The sequence below is a fragment of the Pseudoflavonifractor sp. An44 genome (genome assembly GCF_002161675.1).
In the GTDB taxonomy this organism is placed as follows: Bacteria; Bacillota; Clostridia; order Oscillospirales; family Oscillospiraceae; genus Enterenecus; species Enterenecus faecium.
In genome coordinates this window covers 22,661-37,982 of the sequence record NZ_NFIH01000014.1, presented here as the reverse complement: position 1 = coordinate 37,982, position 15,322 = coordinate 22,661, and the positions used below count along the sequence as shown (strand labels likewise).

15 protein-coding genes and 1 pseudogene are annotated in these 15,322 nt (G+C 54.0%); 15 read left to right on the top strand and 1 reads right to left on the bottom strand.

Translation table 11 applies throughout. From position 1 onward, the window contains the following. Positions 1-114: 114 nt before the first annotated feature. The 6 genes from mobC (at position 115) to B5F98_RS07875 (ending at position 4,401) form a co-directional block, all read left to right on the top strand. The gene (mobC, locus tag B5F98_RS07900) at positions 115-513 is read left to right on the top strand and encodes a plasmid mobilization relaxosome protein MobC (protein WP_033121634.1); all 399 of its coding nucleotides are present in this window, start codon (positions 115-117) and stop codon (positions 511-513) included. Then, on the top strand, positions 485-2,110 hold the full coding sequence (locus tag B5F98_RS07895; RefSeq protein ID WP_087371206.1) for a relaxase/mobilization nuclease domain-containing protein: 1,626 nt from the start codon (positions 485-487) through the stop codon (positions 2,108-2,110). Before mobC ends, B5F98_RS07895 begins: the two co-directional genes overlap by 29 nt. Continuing rightward, complete coding sequence (locus B5F98_RS07890) at positions 2,100-2,486, top strand: cysteine-rich VLP domain-containing protein (RefSeq protein ID WP_087371203.1); 387 nt, start codon at positions 2,100-2,102, stop codon at positions 2,484-2,486. Before B5F98_RS07895 ends, B5F98_RS07890 begins: the two co-directional genes overlap by 11 nt. A 72-nt stretch (positions 2,487-2,558) precedes the next feature. After that, positions 2,559-3,353 carry a replication initiator protein A gene (locus B5F98_RS07885; protein WP_005875989.1) on the top strand — a complete coding sequence of 265 codons (795 nt, stop codon included), beginning with the start codon at positions 2,559-2,561 and terminating at the stop codon, positions 3,351-3,353. Further along, the gene (locus B5F98_RS07880; RefSeq protein ID WP_005875988.1) at positions 3,350-4,192 is read left to right on the top strand and encodes an ATP-binding protein; all 843 of its coding nucleotides are present in this window, start codon (positions 3,350-3,352) and stop codon (positions 4,190-4,192) included. Before B5F98_RS07885 ends, B5F98_RS07880 begins: the two co-directional genes overlap by 4 nt. A 14-nt stretch (positions 4,193-4,206) precedes the next feature. After that, positions 4,207-4,401 carry a transposon-encoded TnpW family protein gene (locus tag B5F98_RS07875; protein WP_079697851.1) on the top strand — a complete coding sequence of 65 codons (195 nt, stop codon included), beginning with the start codon at positions 4,207-4,209 and terminating at the stop codon, positions 4,399-4,401. A 55-nt stretch (positions 4,402-4,456) separates the two neighbouring features. Here the strand turns inward: B5F98_RS07875 and B5F98_RS07870 are convergent, their stop codons facing one another. Then, positions 4,457-4,762 (bottom strand): hypothetical protein, encoded by a 306-nt coding sequence (locus B5F98_RS07870; protein ID WP_087371200.1) that lies wholly within the window; start codon positions 4,760-4,762, stop codon positions 4,457-4,459. A gap of 215 nt (positions 4,763-4,977) precedes the next feature. Here B5F98_RS07870 and B5F98_RS07865 point away from each other — a divergent pair, with 215 nt between their 5' ends. From B5F98_RS07865 to B5F98_RS07825, 9 genes and pseudogenes are all read left to right on the top strand, one after another. Next, positions 4,978-6,594, top strand: a complete 1,617-nt coding sequence (locus B5F98_RS07865; RefSeq protein ID WP_087371197.1) for a recombinase family protein — start codon at positions 4,978-4,980, stop codon at positions 6,592-6,594. 87 nt (positions 6,595-6,681) lie between these two features. Further along, positions 6,682-6,774 (top strand): annotated as a pseudogene (locus tag B5F98_RS13310) (Maff2 family protein); the annotation flags it as partial. Between the two features lie 6 nt (positions 6,775-6,780). Next, on the top strand, positions 6,781-7,644 hold the full coding sequence (locus B5F98_RS07855) for a CD0415/CD1112 family protein (protein WP_087371194.1): 864 nt from the start codon (positions 6,781-6,783) through the stop codon (positions 7,642-7,644). 37 nt (positions 7,645-7,681) lie between these two features. Beyond that, entirely contained in the window at positions 7,682-8,131 is a 450-nt protein-coding gene (locus B5F98_RS07850) for a SpoVG family protein (RefSeq protein ID WP_087371191.1), read from the top strand. After that, positions 8,131-8,694: an MT-A70 family methyltransferase gene (locus B5F98_RS07845; RefSeq protein WP_087371188.1), complete on the top strand. Its 564-nt coding sequence runs from the start codon at positions 8,131-8,133 to the stop codon at positions 8,692-8,694. Before B5F98_RS07850 ends, B5F98_RS07845 begins: the two co-directional genes overlap by 1 nt. 2 nt (positions 8,695-8,696) lie before the next feature. Next, positions 8,697-9,440: a hypothetical protein gene (locus B5F98_RS07840; RefSeq protein ID WP_242961628.1), complete on the top strand. Its 744-nt coding sequence runs from the start codon at positions 8,697-8,699 to the stop codon at positions 9,438-9,440. A gap of 104 nt (positions 9,441-9,544) precedes the next feature. Continuing rightward, entirely contained in the window at positions 9,545-9,976 is a 432-nt protein-coding gene (locus tag B5F98_RS07835) for a PrgI family protein (protein WP_087371184.1), read from the top strand. Beyond that, positions 9,879-12,767 carry a conjugal transfer protein TraE gene (locus B5F98_RS12990; protein ID WP_158099816.1) on the top strand — a complete coding sequence of 963 codons (2,889 nt, stop codon included), beginning with the start codon at positions 9,879-9,881 and terminating at the stop codon, positions 12,765-12,767. Before B5F98_RS07835 ends, B5F98_RS12990 begins: the two co-directional genes overlap by 98 nt. A gap of 87 nt (positions 12,768-12,854) precedes the next feature. Beyond that, positions 12,855-15,317, top strand: a complete 2,463-nt coding sequence (locus B5F98_RS07825; RefSeq protein ID WP_242961627.1) for a peptidoglycan DD-metalloendopeptidase family protein — start codon at positions 12,855-12,857, stop codon at positions 15,315-15,317. Positions 15,318-15,322 lie beyond the last annotated feature (5 nt).

The following is a 15,322-nucleotide window of genomic DNA, read 5'->3' as shown; positions in this document are numbered from 1 at the left end:
CTTGCGCCGCAAAAATATTTCCGTCCGGCAGGCCATTTTTTTGCGAGAACTGCCCCGGAAATACCTAACAGACCAGCCTATTTTTTGTGATAAGTGAAAGGAGGTTTACAGCCTATGCCGAAGCGATACAACACACCCCACCGCAGCCGCGTTGTGAAAACCCGGCTGTCCGAAGAAGAATACGCCGACTTCACAGCGCGGCTTGCGCCCTATGGTATCAGCCAGTCCGAATTTCTCCGGCAGGCGATACGGCGGGCGACTATACGCCCCGTAATCCATGTGTCGGCGGTCAATGATGAACTGCTCTCCGCTGTTGGAAAGCTGGCCGCCGAGTATGGCAAGATTGGCGGCAACCTCAACCAGATTGCCCGGTATCTGAACGAGTACGGCGTACCCTATAACGCGCTGTCCGGCGAGGTACGCGCCGCCATAGCCGACCTTGCCGCCCTCAAGTATGAAGTCCTCAAGAAAGTAGGTGACGCAGTTGGCAACACTCAAGCATATCAACTCTAAAAACGCCGACTACGGAGCCGCCGAACAATACCTGCTGTTTGAGCATGACGAGTTTACCATGAAGCCTGTCCTTGATGAAACCGGCAGGCTTATCCCCCGCGAGGACTACCGGCTGTCCACGCTGAACTGCGGCGGGGAGGATTTTGCCGTTGCCTGTATGCGGGCAAATCTCCGCTATGAGAAGAACCAGCGGCGGGAAGATGTGAAAAGCCACCACTATATCATCAGCTTTGACCCACGGGACGGCCCGGACAACGGCTTGACCGTAGACCGGGCGCAGGAGTTGGGCGAGAAGTTTTGCGCCGAGCATTTCCCCGGCCACCAAGCCCTTGTATGCACCCACCCGGACGGGCATAACCACAGCGGAAATATCCATGTGCATATCGTCATTAACAGCCTGCGGATTGAGGAAGTGCCGTTCCTGCCCTACATGGACAGGCCAGCCGACACGAAAGCCGGCTGCAAGCACCGCTGTACCGACGCGGCCTTGCGCTACTTCAAGTCCGAAGTCATGGAGATGTGCCACCGGGAGGGGCTTTACCAAATCGACCTCTTGAACGGCAGCAAGAACCGCGTCACAGACCGGGAGTATTGGGCGCAGAAAAAGGGACAGGCCGCACTGGACAAGCAGAACGCCCCCATGATTGCAGGCGGTATCACGCCCCGGCAGACCAAGTTTGAAACGAACAAGGAGAAGCTGCGGCAGACCATACGCGCCGCGCTGTCTACAGCGGCCTCATTCGAGGACTTTTCCTCTCTGCTGCTGCGGGAGGGCGTGGCCGTCAAGGAGAGCCGGGGGCGGCTTTCCTACCTTACGCCGGACAGGACAAAGCCCATTACCGCCCGGAAGCTGGGTGACGACTTTGACCGCGCCGCTGTCCTTGCCGTTTTGGAGCAGAACGCCGCCAGAGCCACAGAAAAGGCCGCGGCCATACTCGAATACCCCCGGCGTGGGAAAACCGGCATACAGCCCACAAAAGCCCCTCAAACCGCCCCGAAACAGGACGGTGTGCAGCGGCTTGTGGACATTGAGCAGAAGAAAGCCGAGGGCAAAGGCCGGGGCTATGAACGCTGGGCGACCATGCACAACCTCAAACAAATGGCCGCGACGCTGAATGTGTATCAGGAATACGGCTTCACTTCCCCGGAGCAGTTGGAAGCCGCCGTTGATACCGCCTATCAGGAAATGCGCCAGACCAGCGGCAAGCTGAAAGCACTGGAAACGAAGCTGCAAGGGAAAAAGGAGTTGCAGCGGCAGGTACTTGCCTACGCCAAGACCAAGCCCGCCCGCGACGGGCTGAAAGCGCAGAAATCCGAGAAAGCCCGCGCCGCATACCGGCAGGCACATGAGAGCGATTTTATCATAGCCGACGCAGCCGCCCGGTATTTCCGGGAGCATGGCATTACCAAGCTGCCCGCCCGGAAAGCGTTGCAGGACGAGATCGAGCAGCTTGTTTCCAAGAAATCCAGCCTGTATAACACCTACCACGAACAGAAGCAGCGGTACACGGAGTTGCAGACCGTCAAGCGGAACATCGACCAGATTTTGCGCCGGAGCGAGCCGCACCGCAGAAAGGAGCAGAGCCATGAGCGATAAGCTGCCCCGCATGGACTACCGCCAGCACCGGCGGGCGCGGCGGCTGGTGCATGAGTGCTGTAACTACGACGGGGGGAACTGCCTGCTGTTAGATGACGGGGAGCCTTGCGTGTGTGTCCAGAGCATTTCCCTTTCTCTCATGTGCCGGTGGTTCCGTGTGGCTGTCCTGCCCCTTGACGGGGAACTGGCCGCCGCCCTCTTGTATCGGGGGAGCCGGAAACGATGTGCCGTCTGCGGCGCGGCCTTTGTCCCCAAGTCAAACCGGGGAAAATACTGCCCGGACTGCGCCGGACGCATGAAGAAAATCAAAGCCGCCGAGCGAAAGCGGAAACAAAGGCATAAATGTCACGCTTTAGAGCCTTTCAAACCCGCATAAATCAAGGCTTTTTTCGTGGGTGTCAAAGGGTGCGCGATACATTTATCCTTTTCCACCGGAAACGCCGTCCTAATGCGTGACAAACTGCCAAAATCAACCCGAACACAGGGAGGTGATACTATCGCTGATTATATCATGGCAGACACGCCGCTGCCTCTCTTTCTGCCTTATCCCCGTTTCCTGCTGAAAATGGAGATTTCCCAGACCGCCAAGCTGCTGTATTCGCTTCTGTTAGACCGCTCAACCCTCTCACAGAAAAACAAGTGGCAGGACGACAAGGGCAGGATTTATATTATCTATCCCATCGCGGAGATAGCCGAAATACTGGATAAAGGCAGCACCACCATAAAGGGGGCGCTTAACGAACTGGACATGGCGGGGCTTTTGGAACGGGAACGGGGCGGCTTCTCCGCACCGAACCGGCTATATGTGAAAGTGCCACGTGTGCCACAGGTACAGTTTTCCGACCAACTGATGGCCGGAAAACCGACCCTCACAGAGCCGGAAAACCGACCTACTGATGGTCAGAAAACCGACCTTATGATGGTCGGAAAACCGTCCCCTAACCAAACTACTATAAACAACCTTACAGAGAACCAAACAATGGGAGCGAGTGGGGAGCCGCCCGCAGCTTTTGGCAGATACCAGAATATTTTCCTGTCAGAAACAGAATACGCAGAACTGAAAGAGGACTACCCCGACAGGCTGGAACGGTTCATTGAGGAATTGAGCCAGTATATCGCCGCCACCGGGAAAGATTACCGCAACTATGCCGCCGCTGTCCGTATGTGGGCAGACCGGGACAGAAAGGGAGCCGCAAAACAGGGCGTCCCCGATTACTCATTCAAGGAGGGAGAGAGCCTATGAACACCACATTTTCAGAAATGATTGACAGATTGACCGCCACCACCCCGGAGCCGGAGGACTACACCGGCGAGGACGGTTTACTGTACTGCGGCAAGTGCCATAAGCCGAAAGAAGCCTATTTTGCGCCGGACAAGGCCGCTGTCTTTGGCCGTGACCGCCACCCGGCAGAGTGCGACTGCCAGAGAGCCGCCCGTGAGGAACGGGAAGCCGCCGAGAAACGACAAAAGCACCTTGACACCGTAGAGGACTTGAAACGCCGGGGCTTTACCGACCCCGCCATGCGGGACTGGACTTTTGAGAACGACAACGGCCAGAACCCGCAGGCAATCCGGGCGCGTAACTATGTGAAGAACTGGGAACGGGCATACGCCGGGAATGTGGGCTGCCTGTTCTGGGGGAGCGTCGGCACCGGCAAGAGTTACCTTGCGGGCTGTATCGCAAACGCCCTCATGGAGAAAGAAATCCCCGTCTATATGACGAATTTTGCCCTTATCCTCAATGACCTTGCCGCCAGCTTTGAGGGCAGGAATGAATATATTTCCCGCCTTTGCCGCTATCCGCTGCTTATCCTTGACGACTTCGGCATGGAGCGCGGGACAGAATACGGGCTGGAACAGGTTTTCAATGTGATTGACAGCCGTTACCGCAGCCGCAAGCCGCTGATCGTCACGACCAACCTCACGCTTTCAGAGTTGCAGCACCCAAAAGACACCGCCCATTCCCGGATTTATGACCGGGTGCTGGAAATGTGTCCCCCGGTGTGCTGTACCGGCGGCAATTTCCGCAAAAAGGCCGCGCAGGACAAGCTGGGGCTTTTGAAAGAACTGATGAACGAGTGAAAGGAGTATTGCCTATGGCAGATAACAAGCAGCACGACACCCGCACCGCCCGCCGCCCCGACTGCGTGACGGAAATCCGCATGGGCAATTCCGTCCTTGTCGTGTCCGGCTATTTCAAGAAAGACACCACGACCACCGCTGCCGACAAAATGGCGCGGGTACTGGAAGCGGAAGCCGCTGCTACACAGGAGCCAACTTATCCGGCGTGAGCCGGGGCATGGAAAAAGCGGCCATGCCGGGGAGCGTGGCCGCTTTTTATATCTTTTAGAAATTAAACATAGGACAATCCTTGTAGCGTTCTGGTATTGGTAATTCATCAATCCCTATTGGACCAAGATTTTCAATAAACACCGATTGCTCTTTGGGAAATATGAATCTGTTGAGATACTCAATGAAATCCCGCTCATTGTAACATAGGCCACCGTTAATCCTATATTTTTTTGCGTGGGAACTTGTTCTAAGCCATTTATCACAAAATTCAATGCAGTATTCGGTTAGATTGTCAGCTACAATGTTCGGAACAGAATAAACCATTCTATCACCATCGGCGCTAATAATTACATTTTTCATTTCTCCACCCCGTAAATTTATTTTTAATATCATAACACGGATTTATAAATATTTACACAAGAAAATGAAAACAATAAATCGCTACACAAAAATCGGCAATTTTACAAATCATAAAGAATCAGATTTTACACTTTTGCCGCTATACAGCCCACCCTATTCCGTGGTACAATGAAACCACGGAATAGTGGGGCTGGCTGTCGGAAACGGAGGATTTTATGTTAAGACAAGCCACCCAAAACCTCATTACCGCCCTTTATCCGAGATTGTCCCATGAGGACGAATTGCAAGGTGAGAGTAATTCCATATCGAACCAAAAAAGGATACTCGAAGCCTTTGCAAAACAGAATGGCTTTACCAACCTGCGCTGGTACACCGACGACGGCTATTCCGGCGCGAACTTTCAAAGGCCCGGTTTTCAAGCCATGCTTGCAGACATTGAAGCCGGGAAAGTGGGTACAGTTATCGTCAAGGACATGAGCCGGTTAGGGCGAAACTACTTGCAGGTAGGGTTTTACACGGAAATGCTGTTCCCTCAAAAGGGCGTGCGTTTTATCGCTGTCAACGACAATGTGGACAGCGCAAACGGCGGCATGGACAACGATTTTACCCCTCTGCGAAATCTGTTCAACGAATGGCTGGTGAGAGATACGAGCAAGAAAATCAAGGCAGTTAAGAGAGCAAAAGGCATGAGCGGCAAGCCCGTTACCAGCAAGCCGGTGTACGGCTACCTCATGGACGAGGACGAGAATTATATCGTTGACGAGGAAACCGCGCCGGTAGTCAAGCAGATATACCAGCTTTGCCTTGCCGGGAACGGCCCGACCAAGATTGCCCGTATGCTGTCGGAGCAGCAAATCCCCACGCCGGGGACGCTGGAATACCGCAGGACGGGCAGCACCCGCCGCTATCACCCCGGCTATGAGTGCAAATGGGCGACAAACACCGTTGTTCATATCCTCGAAAACCGAGAGTACACCGGCTGTCTGGTAAACTTCAAGACGGAGAAGCCCTCTTACAAGACCAAGCACAGCATAGAGAACCCCGTGGAGAAGCAGGCCATTTTCCCGAACCACCATGAGCCGATTATCGACACGGAAACATGGGAGCGCGTGCAGGAGTTACGCAAGCAGCGCAAACGCCCGAACCGCTATGACGAAGTGGGGCTGTTCTCCGGTATGCTGTTCTGCGCCGACTGCGGCCATGTGATGTACCAGCAGCGGTATCAGAACAAGAACCGCAAGCAGGACTGTTACATCTGCGGCAGCTACAAGAAGCGCACCCGCGACTGTACGGCGCACTTTATCCGCACCGACCTGTTGACCGCCGGTGTCCTCTCCAATCTCCGGCAGGTGACGGAATACGCCGCCAAGCATGAGAGCCGCTTTGTGAAGCTGCTTATCCAGCAGAACGAGATCGGCGGCAAGAGAAAGACCGCCGCAGCTACGAAGCAGCTTGAACAGGCGCAGGAGCGCATTTCCGAAGTGAGCCGCATTATCAAGCGGCTGTATGAGGACAATGTGAACGGCAAAATCAGCGACGAGCGTTTCATGGAATTGTCGGCAGACTATGAGCAGGAGCAGCGGGAACTAAAAGACCGCGCCGCCGCTTTGCAGGCCGAACTGGACAAGTCGCAGGCCGCCACCGTCAACGCGGAAAAGTTTATGGGTATCGTCCGAAAGCACCTTGCCTTTGAGGAATTGACCCCCACCCTCTTGCGGGAGATGATTGAGAAAATCGTCGTGCATGAGTGCAGCTATGATGAGAACGGCACCCGCAGGCAGGACATTGAGATTTATTACAGCTTTGTCGGCAAGATTGACTTGCCCGAATAACCGCCCGACCTATCCGACACAATGGCCAAGTGTCGGATAGGAACGGCAAAATTTTTTGCACTTCTATTGCTTCTTTATCACACATAAGCAAAAAGCCAGGGTATGAAACAGCTCATGGCTGGCGGCGGTATCGCAGTGGTAGGGATGACACTGATTCCGCTTCTGTCGGGCTTGTTCTAATCGTCCATGGACTGGTTATTTGGCTGGATAACAGACTGGATAAAACAGGGCTTAATCGACGCCATCACAGGACAATTTACGGGAATCTTTGAATCGGTCAACAACCAAGTAACCGATGTGGCCGCGCAGGTAGGCCAGACACCCCAGGGCTGGAACAGCGGTGTTTTCAATATGATCCAGACGCTATCGGAAACGGTGGTGCTGCCCATTGCTGGCATAATCCTTACCTTTGTGCTGGTATATGAGTTGATCCAGATGATTCTTGAGAAAAACAACATGCACGAATTTGACACCTTCAACATTTTTAAGTGGGTGTTCAAGACCTTCGTTGCCACCTATCTGCTCACCAACTGCTTTACGATTGTGATGGCCGTATTCGATGTGGCGCAGACGGTTGTGGCGAACAGTTCGGGGATCATCAACGGAAATCTGGATGTGGCCGCGTCCATGGCCAATCTGGAAACACAGCTTCAAGCTATGGGGATCTGGGAACTGATCGGCCTTTGGCTGGAAACTAACATCATCAACCTGTGCATGTGGATTTTGTCTATCGTGATTTTCGTGATTGTTTACGGCAGAATGATAGAGATTTATTTGACCGTGAGCATTGCGCCGATTCCTTTTTCCACACTTGCCAACCGCGAATGGGGAGCGATGGGGACGAATTACCTGCGCTCCCTGTTTGCCCTTGGCTTCCAGGGATTCCTAATTTTAATCTGCGTTGCGATCTATGCGGTGCTGGTACAATCCATCCCATCTTCCAGCAGCGTGCATGGTGCAATCTGGGGTACAGCAGGCTATACGGTGCTGCTGGCCTTTGCCCTGTTTAAGACAGGCTCGTTATCCAAATCAATATTCAATGCACATTGATTGTGCTTATATCATTCAAATTTAAGGAGGATTTTCCATGAGCAATACAAATACTACTGCTTCCAAAGCCGCACAGGAGAAAAACGATGCCATGCCTTTGAAGCTGGATGTCCGGGTGCGCCCGATTACCCCCAAAGAAAACCTGGTAGGCTTTGCGGCCATTACCATCAACGATTGCTTTGTGGTGGAAGGCTTGAAGGTCTGCGCCAGTGAGAAAGGGCTGTATGTCAACATGCCTTCCCAGCAGGACGGAAACGGGAACTGGAGGGACATCTGCAAGCCGATTACGGCAGATTTCCGAAAGCAGCTTAATGAGGCTGTTGCGGAGGGGTATGGCGCTGCCATTGAAAAAATGCAGGCCACTTTGGAAGCTGCCAGGGGGATGAATGACCGTCCTTCCCTCTCCGGGGCTTTGAAAGAGAACGCCGGTAAGGTGAAAAGCCAGCCGGTGAAGGCAGCCGCCTCTAAAGACGGCCCCTCCCGCTGATGCCGGAGGATAAAAAATACGGGATCATCTATGCGGACCCGCCGTGGCGGTACGATATGAAGCGGGGCCATGGAGTTGCGGAAAACCATTATCCCACGATGAGCATTGAGGAAATCTGTGCGCTTCCGGTTGCGGACCTTGCGGCCAAGGACAGCGCACTTTTTCTTTGGGGTACGTTTCCCCAGCTTAAAGAAGCGTTCCGCGTCATTGACGCCTGGGGATTCCAGTATAAAACGCTGGCCTTCCTGTGGCTGAAACAAAACCGCAAAGCTGATACCTGGTTTTACGGTATGGGGTTCTGGACGCGCTCTAACGCGGAGGTGTGCCTTCTGGCTACCCGCGGCCATCCCAAACGGCAGAGCGCCGGAATCCATCAATTTGTCATTTCCCATATCGAGCAGCACAGCAAAAAGCCGGATATTGTGCGGGATAAGATCGTCAAGCTGATGGGCGACCAGCCCAGGGTAGAGCTTTTTGCCCGCCAGAAAACGCCGGGTTGGGATGTCTGGGGCAACGAAGTCGATTGCACGATCACCCTCCCGGCGGGAAAGGAGGAAATTTGAGCTTGGAACAGGATGCGAAAAAACTGTTGATGGATAGGCTGGACGATTGCCTGTCAATACACGCGGATATGCTGGACAGCACGAATATCGGCAGTATCTATGAATTGCAGGATTTGGCGGCTCTGCACTATTATCTGAAAGTCGAGCATGAATTTACACCAGCGGAGGTAGAAGCTCTGCTGTCTTTTCAAGACCCGCTGGATGTGGCTCACTGGTGCTGGGAGGAAAACACGCACGAACATAGTTTTCCAATTTGCGAATTGCTGGATAAAATTGACGCTTTCCAGAGGTTTGAGCAGATCAACGAGGAAACGTCCCCGGACCGGATGCTTGGCCTGATAAAACGCCTGGGGCAAAATTGGGTGAGCCTTCGGGATGATTGGCTCTCCATGGATAAAGAGATATTGATTGCAAAGGCCCCGGAGATTGCGGCTGCGCAGGATGTCTACGCCTATGTAACGCGGGGTATGACATTTGAAAAAAATGAGGTGGAAGCACTGCTTTCGCTGGAAAATCCCTTGAAATATCTTGCCGACAGATGGCCGAAGCCGGTATCTGACCTGATTGATATGGATGATCTTCTGGAGGAATATATCGGAGATATTCAGAGCAGCCCGGAATATCTTGCCCAGAAGGGAGCGACAACGGCGCGGGAGTCGGTACATGACCGGCTGCAGAAAGCCGCCCAACAGGTAAGTACACAAGGTTCCCATGCTAAAGAAAATCGAGATCCCCAGGTTCGGTAACGGGGACTGCTTTTTTGATGATCTGACAGAATTGCATTGTGGTTCCCTGTACGACCTGCGTCATACAGGGAATTTATGATACGGATAAGAAAGAAGGTGATTTTTTGCCCTATGTACCGGTTCCAAAAGATTTGACGAAGGTTAAGACCAAAGTTGCCTTTAATCTGACCAAAAGGCAGCTTATTTTTTTCAGCATTGCCGGGGCGGTTGGCCTGCCGGTGTATTTTTTCACCCGCACGGTGATCGGAAATACCGCTTCGGTGCTTTTGATGATCGGGCTGATGATGCCCTTTTTCTTTATGGCAATGTATGAGCGCGACGGCCAGCCAGCGGAGAAGATTCTGAAAAATATGATCCGGCACCGGCTGTGGCCGGAGACGCGCCCATACAAGACCCGGAACTTTTATAAAATCATGTCGAAGAAGGAGGAAATAAGTATTGCCAAAAACCAAACAGCAGGAAGCGCAGGAAAAACGCCTGCAGGCAAACATCCAGCAGGCGCGAAAAAACCGGTCCGCAGTAAAAAAGGCCGGTAAGAAATCTGGGCCTCATGCGAAGCCGCCTGGCAAGGGCGGCTTTTTCAGTGGAGTAAAACGGGACGCGCCGCAGACGGCCCAGCAGACGATCCCCTACCGGGAGATCTACAAGGATGGTATCTGCCGCGTCAATGATAAGCTATATACCAAGACCATTCAGTTTTTCGATATTAACTACCAGCTTGCCCAGGCAGACGATAAGGCGCAGATTTTCGAGAATTACTGTGATTTCCTCAATTACTTTGATTCCACCATCAGCGTCCAGCTCACCTTTATCAACCAGCGGGCCAATATGCAGGACTTTTCCAAGAGCATTGCTATCCCGCCCCAGGGGGACGAGTACGATGACATCCGGCGTGAGTATGCGGAAATGCTCAAAAACCAGCTTGAAAAAGGAAATAACGGCCTTGCCAAACGGAAATATATCACCTTTGGCATTGAGGCGGACGACCTGCGTACCGCGAAAATGCGACTGGAGCGTGTGGAAGCGGATGTATTGAACAACTTTAAGACCCTGGGCGTCCAGGCGGCTTCTTTGAACGGGCTGGAACGGCTGGAGCTTCTGCACAGCCAGCTCCACCCCAGCGGGCAGGAGAAATTGAAGTTTGCCTGGAGCGACCTTGCCAAAACCGGCCTTTCCACAAAGGATTTTATCGCGCCCACCAGCTTTACCTTCTCAAAGGACGGTAAGACTTTCCGCATTGGGGAGTATTCCGGCGCTGTCTCCTTTCTGCAGATTTTGGCGCCGGAGCTGACGGACCGGATGCTGGCAGAGTTTTTGGACCTGGACGATGCGGTGACGATCAACCTGCATATCCAGTCTATCGACCAGGCCCAGGCGATCCGCAATATCAAGCGGAAAATGAGCGATTTGCAGAAAATGAAGATCGAGGAACAGAAAAAGGCGGTGCGGGCCGGATATGATATGGACATCATTCCCACGGACCTTGCCACCTATGGGGAGGAAGCCCAAAACCTGCTTCAAGATCTGCAATCCCGGAATGAGCGTATGTTTTTGGTAACGGTGCTGGTACAGAACATTGCCCCGAAAAGGCAAAAGCTGTTCAGCGACATTATGGCTGCTTCCGGCATTGCCCAAAAGTATAACTGCGCGCTGAAACGCCTGGACTATCAGCAGGAACAGGGCCTTATGTCCTCCCTGGCGCTGGGCCAGAACCAGATCGAGATCCAGCGGGGACTCACCACCAGCAGCACCGCTATTTTCGTACCCTTTACCACCTGCGAATTGTTCCAGGATGGGCAGGCATTGTATTACGGCCTCAACGCCATTTCCTCAAACCTGATTATGGCGAACCGTAAGCTGCTGAAAAACCCCAACGGATTGTTTCTTGGCACGCCCGGCTGCTTTGCCGGTGATACCCGGATTCTCCTGGCAGACGGCAGCGCCGCCTCCTTTGAGGAACTGCTGGCCCGCGGTGTGGAGGAAATCGAGGTCAAGACCTTTGATGATGAAACCGGCCAGATTATCACTGCCATGGCGCGGGATATTCGCATTGAGAAATATGCGGATGTCTTAAAGCAGATCACTTTGGAGGACGGCACCACTTTCCGCTGTACGGAAAGCCATCTCATTATGGATGACGCCGGGGAGTATATGCAGGCGGTGGATGTGAAGGAAGGCCAGAAATTGAGCGGCGGCCATACCGCGGTGCGGGTATCAGTGCTGAAACTGCCGAAGAAAGTGCCGGTGTATGACCTTACCGTCCCCCGCTATATGAATTTCCTGCTGGAAAACGGGCTGGTCGTCCACAACAGCGGAAAATCTTTCAGCGCGAAGCGCGAGATCGTCAACGTGTTCCTGCTGACGGATGATTCTATTATCATCGCAGACCCGGAAAATGAATATGGCCCGCTGGTAAAACGCTTTGGGAAACAGGGGCAGGTCATTGACCTTTCGCCCACTTCCTCCAACTATATCAATCCGCTGGACATCAACCTGGATTACAGCGATGACGAGAACCCCATTACATTAAAGAGCGATTTTGTCCTCTCTTTGTGTGATCTGATTATCGGCGGCAAGGATGGACTTACCCCTATCGAGAAAACCATCATTGACCGCTGCACCCGCCTGGTCTACCGGGATTACCTGCAGGACCCCCGCCCGGAGAATATGCCGATTTTGGGGGACCTGTATGAGCTGCTTCGCAAGCAGAGCGAGCCGGAGGCCCAGAATATCGCCACTGCCCTTGAAATCTATGTCAACGGCAGCTTAAATGTGTTTAATCATAGGAGCAACATCGACATGGACAGCCACCGCGTCCTGTGCTTCCAGCTTAAATCCCTGGGCAAAGCCTTAAAAGAGATCGGGCTGCTTATCATGCAGGACGCCGTGTGGAACCGCGTTACTGCCAACCGGGAGAAGCATAAAACGACCTGGTTCTATATTGATGAATTTCATCTCCTGCTCAAAGGCCAGACCGGTGCTTTTTCCGTTGAGATCTGGAAGCGGTTCAGAAAATGGGGCGGGATTCCGAGCGGCCTGACGCAAAATGTGAAGGACCTGCTGGCTTCCCGTGAAATCGAGAATATCTTTGAAAACTCGGATTTCATCTACATGTTGAACCAGGCCCAGGGAGACAGGCAAATTCTGGCGAAACAGCTTGGGATCAGCCCGACGCAGCTTTCCTATGTGACCCACAGCGGCCCCGGCGAGGGCCTTTTGTTTTTCGGAAATGTGATTATCCCCTTTGTCGATCACTTCCCGAAGGACACCAGCCTGTATCAGATCATGACAACCCGCCCGGAGGAAGTCGCGGAGGCTGGAACGTGATAATCTTCTTCACCGCCTGGCGTATGGGAGGTGATGCAGTTGCCAAGGGATGAAGAATTTAGAGCAAAGGAAAAGAAATTTCACAAGATGACCCGTGACGGGCTGGTGGAACGGGGCGCGGCTTCCGGCGAGGAAACCCGTATCAGTGGCCGGGAACAGGATTTTGATTTGCGGCAGGCAAGGGATTCTCCTGACTCTTTGGAGGACCTTTCGGCCAAAGCCCGCCACACCCGGCAGCAAAGGCCGAAAGACGGTGACGCCTCGCAGGTGGAGCCAGTGGAGGATGCGGATGCTTCCCCTCTGGAAGATTCGCAGCCGGAAACCCATGAGGACGCCCCACGGGAGGAACCGCGGGAGAAGTCCGGCAACCGGCGTACCCGCTACCAGCAGAAGTTTTCCGAGTCCAGCAGCGCCAGTGAAGCGGCTACCGAGCAGCCCCGCACCTCAAAACTGCAATTTGCCGAGGATGAGCTGCCGCCGGATGCCCCCGGCAAAAAGCTGGTGAAGGCCCAGCAGAAGGCGGAACGGACTGCCCGGAAGCTGGAACAGGCCGAAGGCAGCCTTCCGGCCAGACGGAAGCTGCGGCTGGAGGTGGAGCCGGACGCTGCCACCGGCAACGCCAAACGGCGCTTAAAATTTGAAAAAGAGGTGATCTCCCAACAGGAACACATAAAAGGCGCCAAACCTCTGCGCCCGGTGAAAAAAGGCGCAAACGCGGCTATCGGATATGCCCATAAGAAGATCTATGAGAATGAGCATGAAAATGTGGGCATTGAGGCGGCCCACCGCACAGAGCTGGTGGCCGAGGGCGGGCTTCGCGCCCTGAACCACCGCCGGAAAACCGCGCCTTACCGCAAGGTGTCCCGGCTGCAGAAAAAGACGGTGAAAACCCTAGCAAGGGCGGCTTACCAGCAGGCCCTCCACGATAACCCGCAGTTACGGAGCAATGTGTTTTCCCGCACGTGGCAGAAATACCGCTTAAAAAGGGAGTATGCCAAAGCTGCCCGGACCGCCCGGCGCACCGGGCAGGCCGCCGGGAAAACTGCCGCTGTCACGAAAAAAGCCGGTGGCGCTGTTGGCCGTTTTGCCAGCCGCCACCCGGCCCTCTGCCTGATGGCGGCGCTGTTGTTCCTGATCGTCGTCCTGATTTTTTCCCTCTTTTCCTCCTGTTCCAGCATAGGGACAGGCGGGGCCGGCGCGATTGCGGCGTCCAGCTATACCGCGGAAGATCAGGACATCAACAATGCCGAGCTGGTTTATACGGAGTGGGAAACCGATCTGCAGATGCAGATTGACAATGCCGAAGCGGACCACCCCGGCTACGATGAATACCGCTACCATGTGGGCAATATCGGGCACAACCCCTTTGAGCTGATGGGATTCCTCACCGCATCCTATCAAGCCTTCCAGTATGAAGATATTGAGGCGGTGCTGCAGGAGCTTTTTGCCGAGCAGTATTCCCTCGAATTTGTGGAGGAAGTGGAGACCCGCACCCGCACGGAAACCCGAACAGACCCCAGTACCGGTGAGACCTATGAGGTGGAAGTGACTTATGAATGGCGGATTCTCAATGTCAACCTGACGGCCAAGTCCTTTACCGATGTGATCGCCGCCCGCATGAACGCGGAACAGGCCCAGCTTTTCAATGTCCTGATGATGACGAAGGGCAACCGCCAGTATGTCTCCAACGTGTTTGGCGATACCAACTGGCTTCCGTATGTCACAAGCTACTATGGCTACCGCGTCCACCCCATCAGCGGAGAAAAGAACTATCATAAGGCGGTGGATATTGGGATGCCCCAGGGCACAGAGATTTTGGCCGGGCATGACGGCGTGGTAACGCAGGCCGGGGAAGCAGGCAGCTACGGGCTGATCGTGGTGCTGGAGGGTACCATGGAGGACGGCAAGACCCTAACCACAAAATACGCCCACTGCTCCGAGCTGCTGGTATCTGCCGGGCAGGAAGTCAAACAGGGGGATGTCATTGCCAAAGTGGGCAGCACCGGTGATTCCACCGGCCCGCACCTTCACCTGGAGGTGTTGGTGGATGGGCAGTACCTTAATCCCCTGTATTTTGCCGATACCGGCGACCATACCGGGACAAACCTGATCCCCGGCAGCGCAGGCGGACCGGAGATCCCCGCATATCCCGGCGCTCCTATGGGCGATGGCGATTACGCGGCGCTGATTACGGAGGCGCAGAAACATCTCGGAAAGCCTTATGTGTTCGGCGCTTCGGGACCAAACAGCTTTGATTGCAGCGGCTTTGTTTCCTATGTCCTCAATCAGAGCGGTGTTGCCAGTGTGGGACGCTCCACAGCCCAGGGGCTTTTTAACATGAGTACCCCTGTTTCCAGAGAAAACGCCCAGCCGGGAGATCTGATCTTCTTCACCGGCACCTACTCGGCGGGCACGCCTGTGACCCATGTAGGTATCTATATCGGCAACGGGCAGATGATCCATGCCGGGGACCCGGTACAGTATGCCAATATCAATACGTCCTACTGGACCGAACATTTTTACGCATTTGGGCGTATCTCAACCAATTAAAGATC

What these genes read in the sequence shown, in the direction of transcription:
- mobC (WP_033121634.1), top strand. Translation starts at nt 115, where the DNA reads ATGCCGAAGCGATACAACACACCCCACCGCAGCCGCGTTGTGAAAACC.
- B5F98_RS07890 (WP_087371203.1), top strand. Translation starts at nt 2,100, where the DNA reads ATGAGCGATAAGCTGCCCCGCATGGACTACCGCCAGCACCGGCGGGCG.
- B5F98_RS07885 (WP_005875989.1), top strand. Translation starts at nt 2,559, where the DNA reads ATGCGTGACAAACTGCCAAAATCAACCCGAACACAGGGAGGTGATACT.
- B5F98_RS07880 (WP_005875988.1), top strand. Translation starts at nt 3,350, where the DNA reads ATGAACACCACATTTTCAGAAATGATTGACAGATTGACCGCCACCACC.
- B5F98_RS07875 (WP_079697851.1), top strand. Translation starts at nt 4,207, where the DNA reads ATGGCAGATAACAAGCAGCACGACACCCGCACCGCCCGCCGCCCCGAC.
- B5F98_RS07870 (WP_087371200.1), bottom strand. Translation starts at nt 4,762, where the DNA reads ATGAAAAATGTAATTATTAGCGCCGATGGTGATAGAATGGTTTATTCT.
- B5F98_RS07865 (WP_087371197.1), top strand. Translation starts at nt 4,978, where the DNA reads ATGTTAAGACAAGCCACCCAAAACCTCATTACCGCCCTTTATCCGAGA.
- B5F98_RS07855 (WP_087371194.1), top strand. Translation starts at nt 6,781, where the DNA reads ATGGACTGGTTATTTGGCTGGATAACAGACTGGATAAAACAGGGCTTA.
- B5F98_RS07850 (WP_087371191.1), top strand. Translation starts at nt 7,682, where the DNA reads ATGAGCAATACAAATACTACTGCTTCCAAAGCCGCACAGGAGAAAAAC.
- B5F98_RS07845 (WP_087371188.1), top strand. Translation starts at nt 8,131, where the DNA reads ATGCCGGAGGATAAAAAATACGGGATCATCTATGCGGACCCGCCGTGG.
- B5F98_RS07825 (WP_242961627.1), top strand. Translation starts at nt 12,855, where the DNA reads ATGACCCGTGACGGGCTGGTGGAACGGGGCGCGGCTTCCGGCGAGGAA.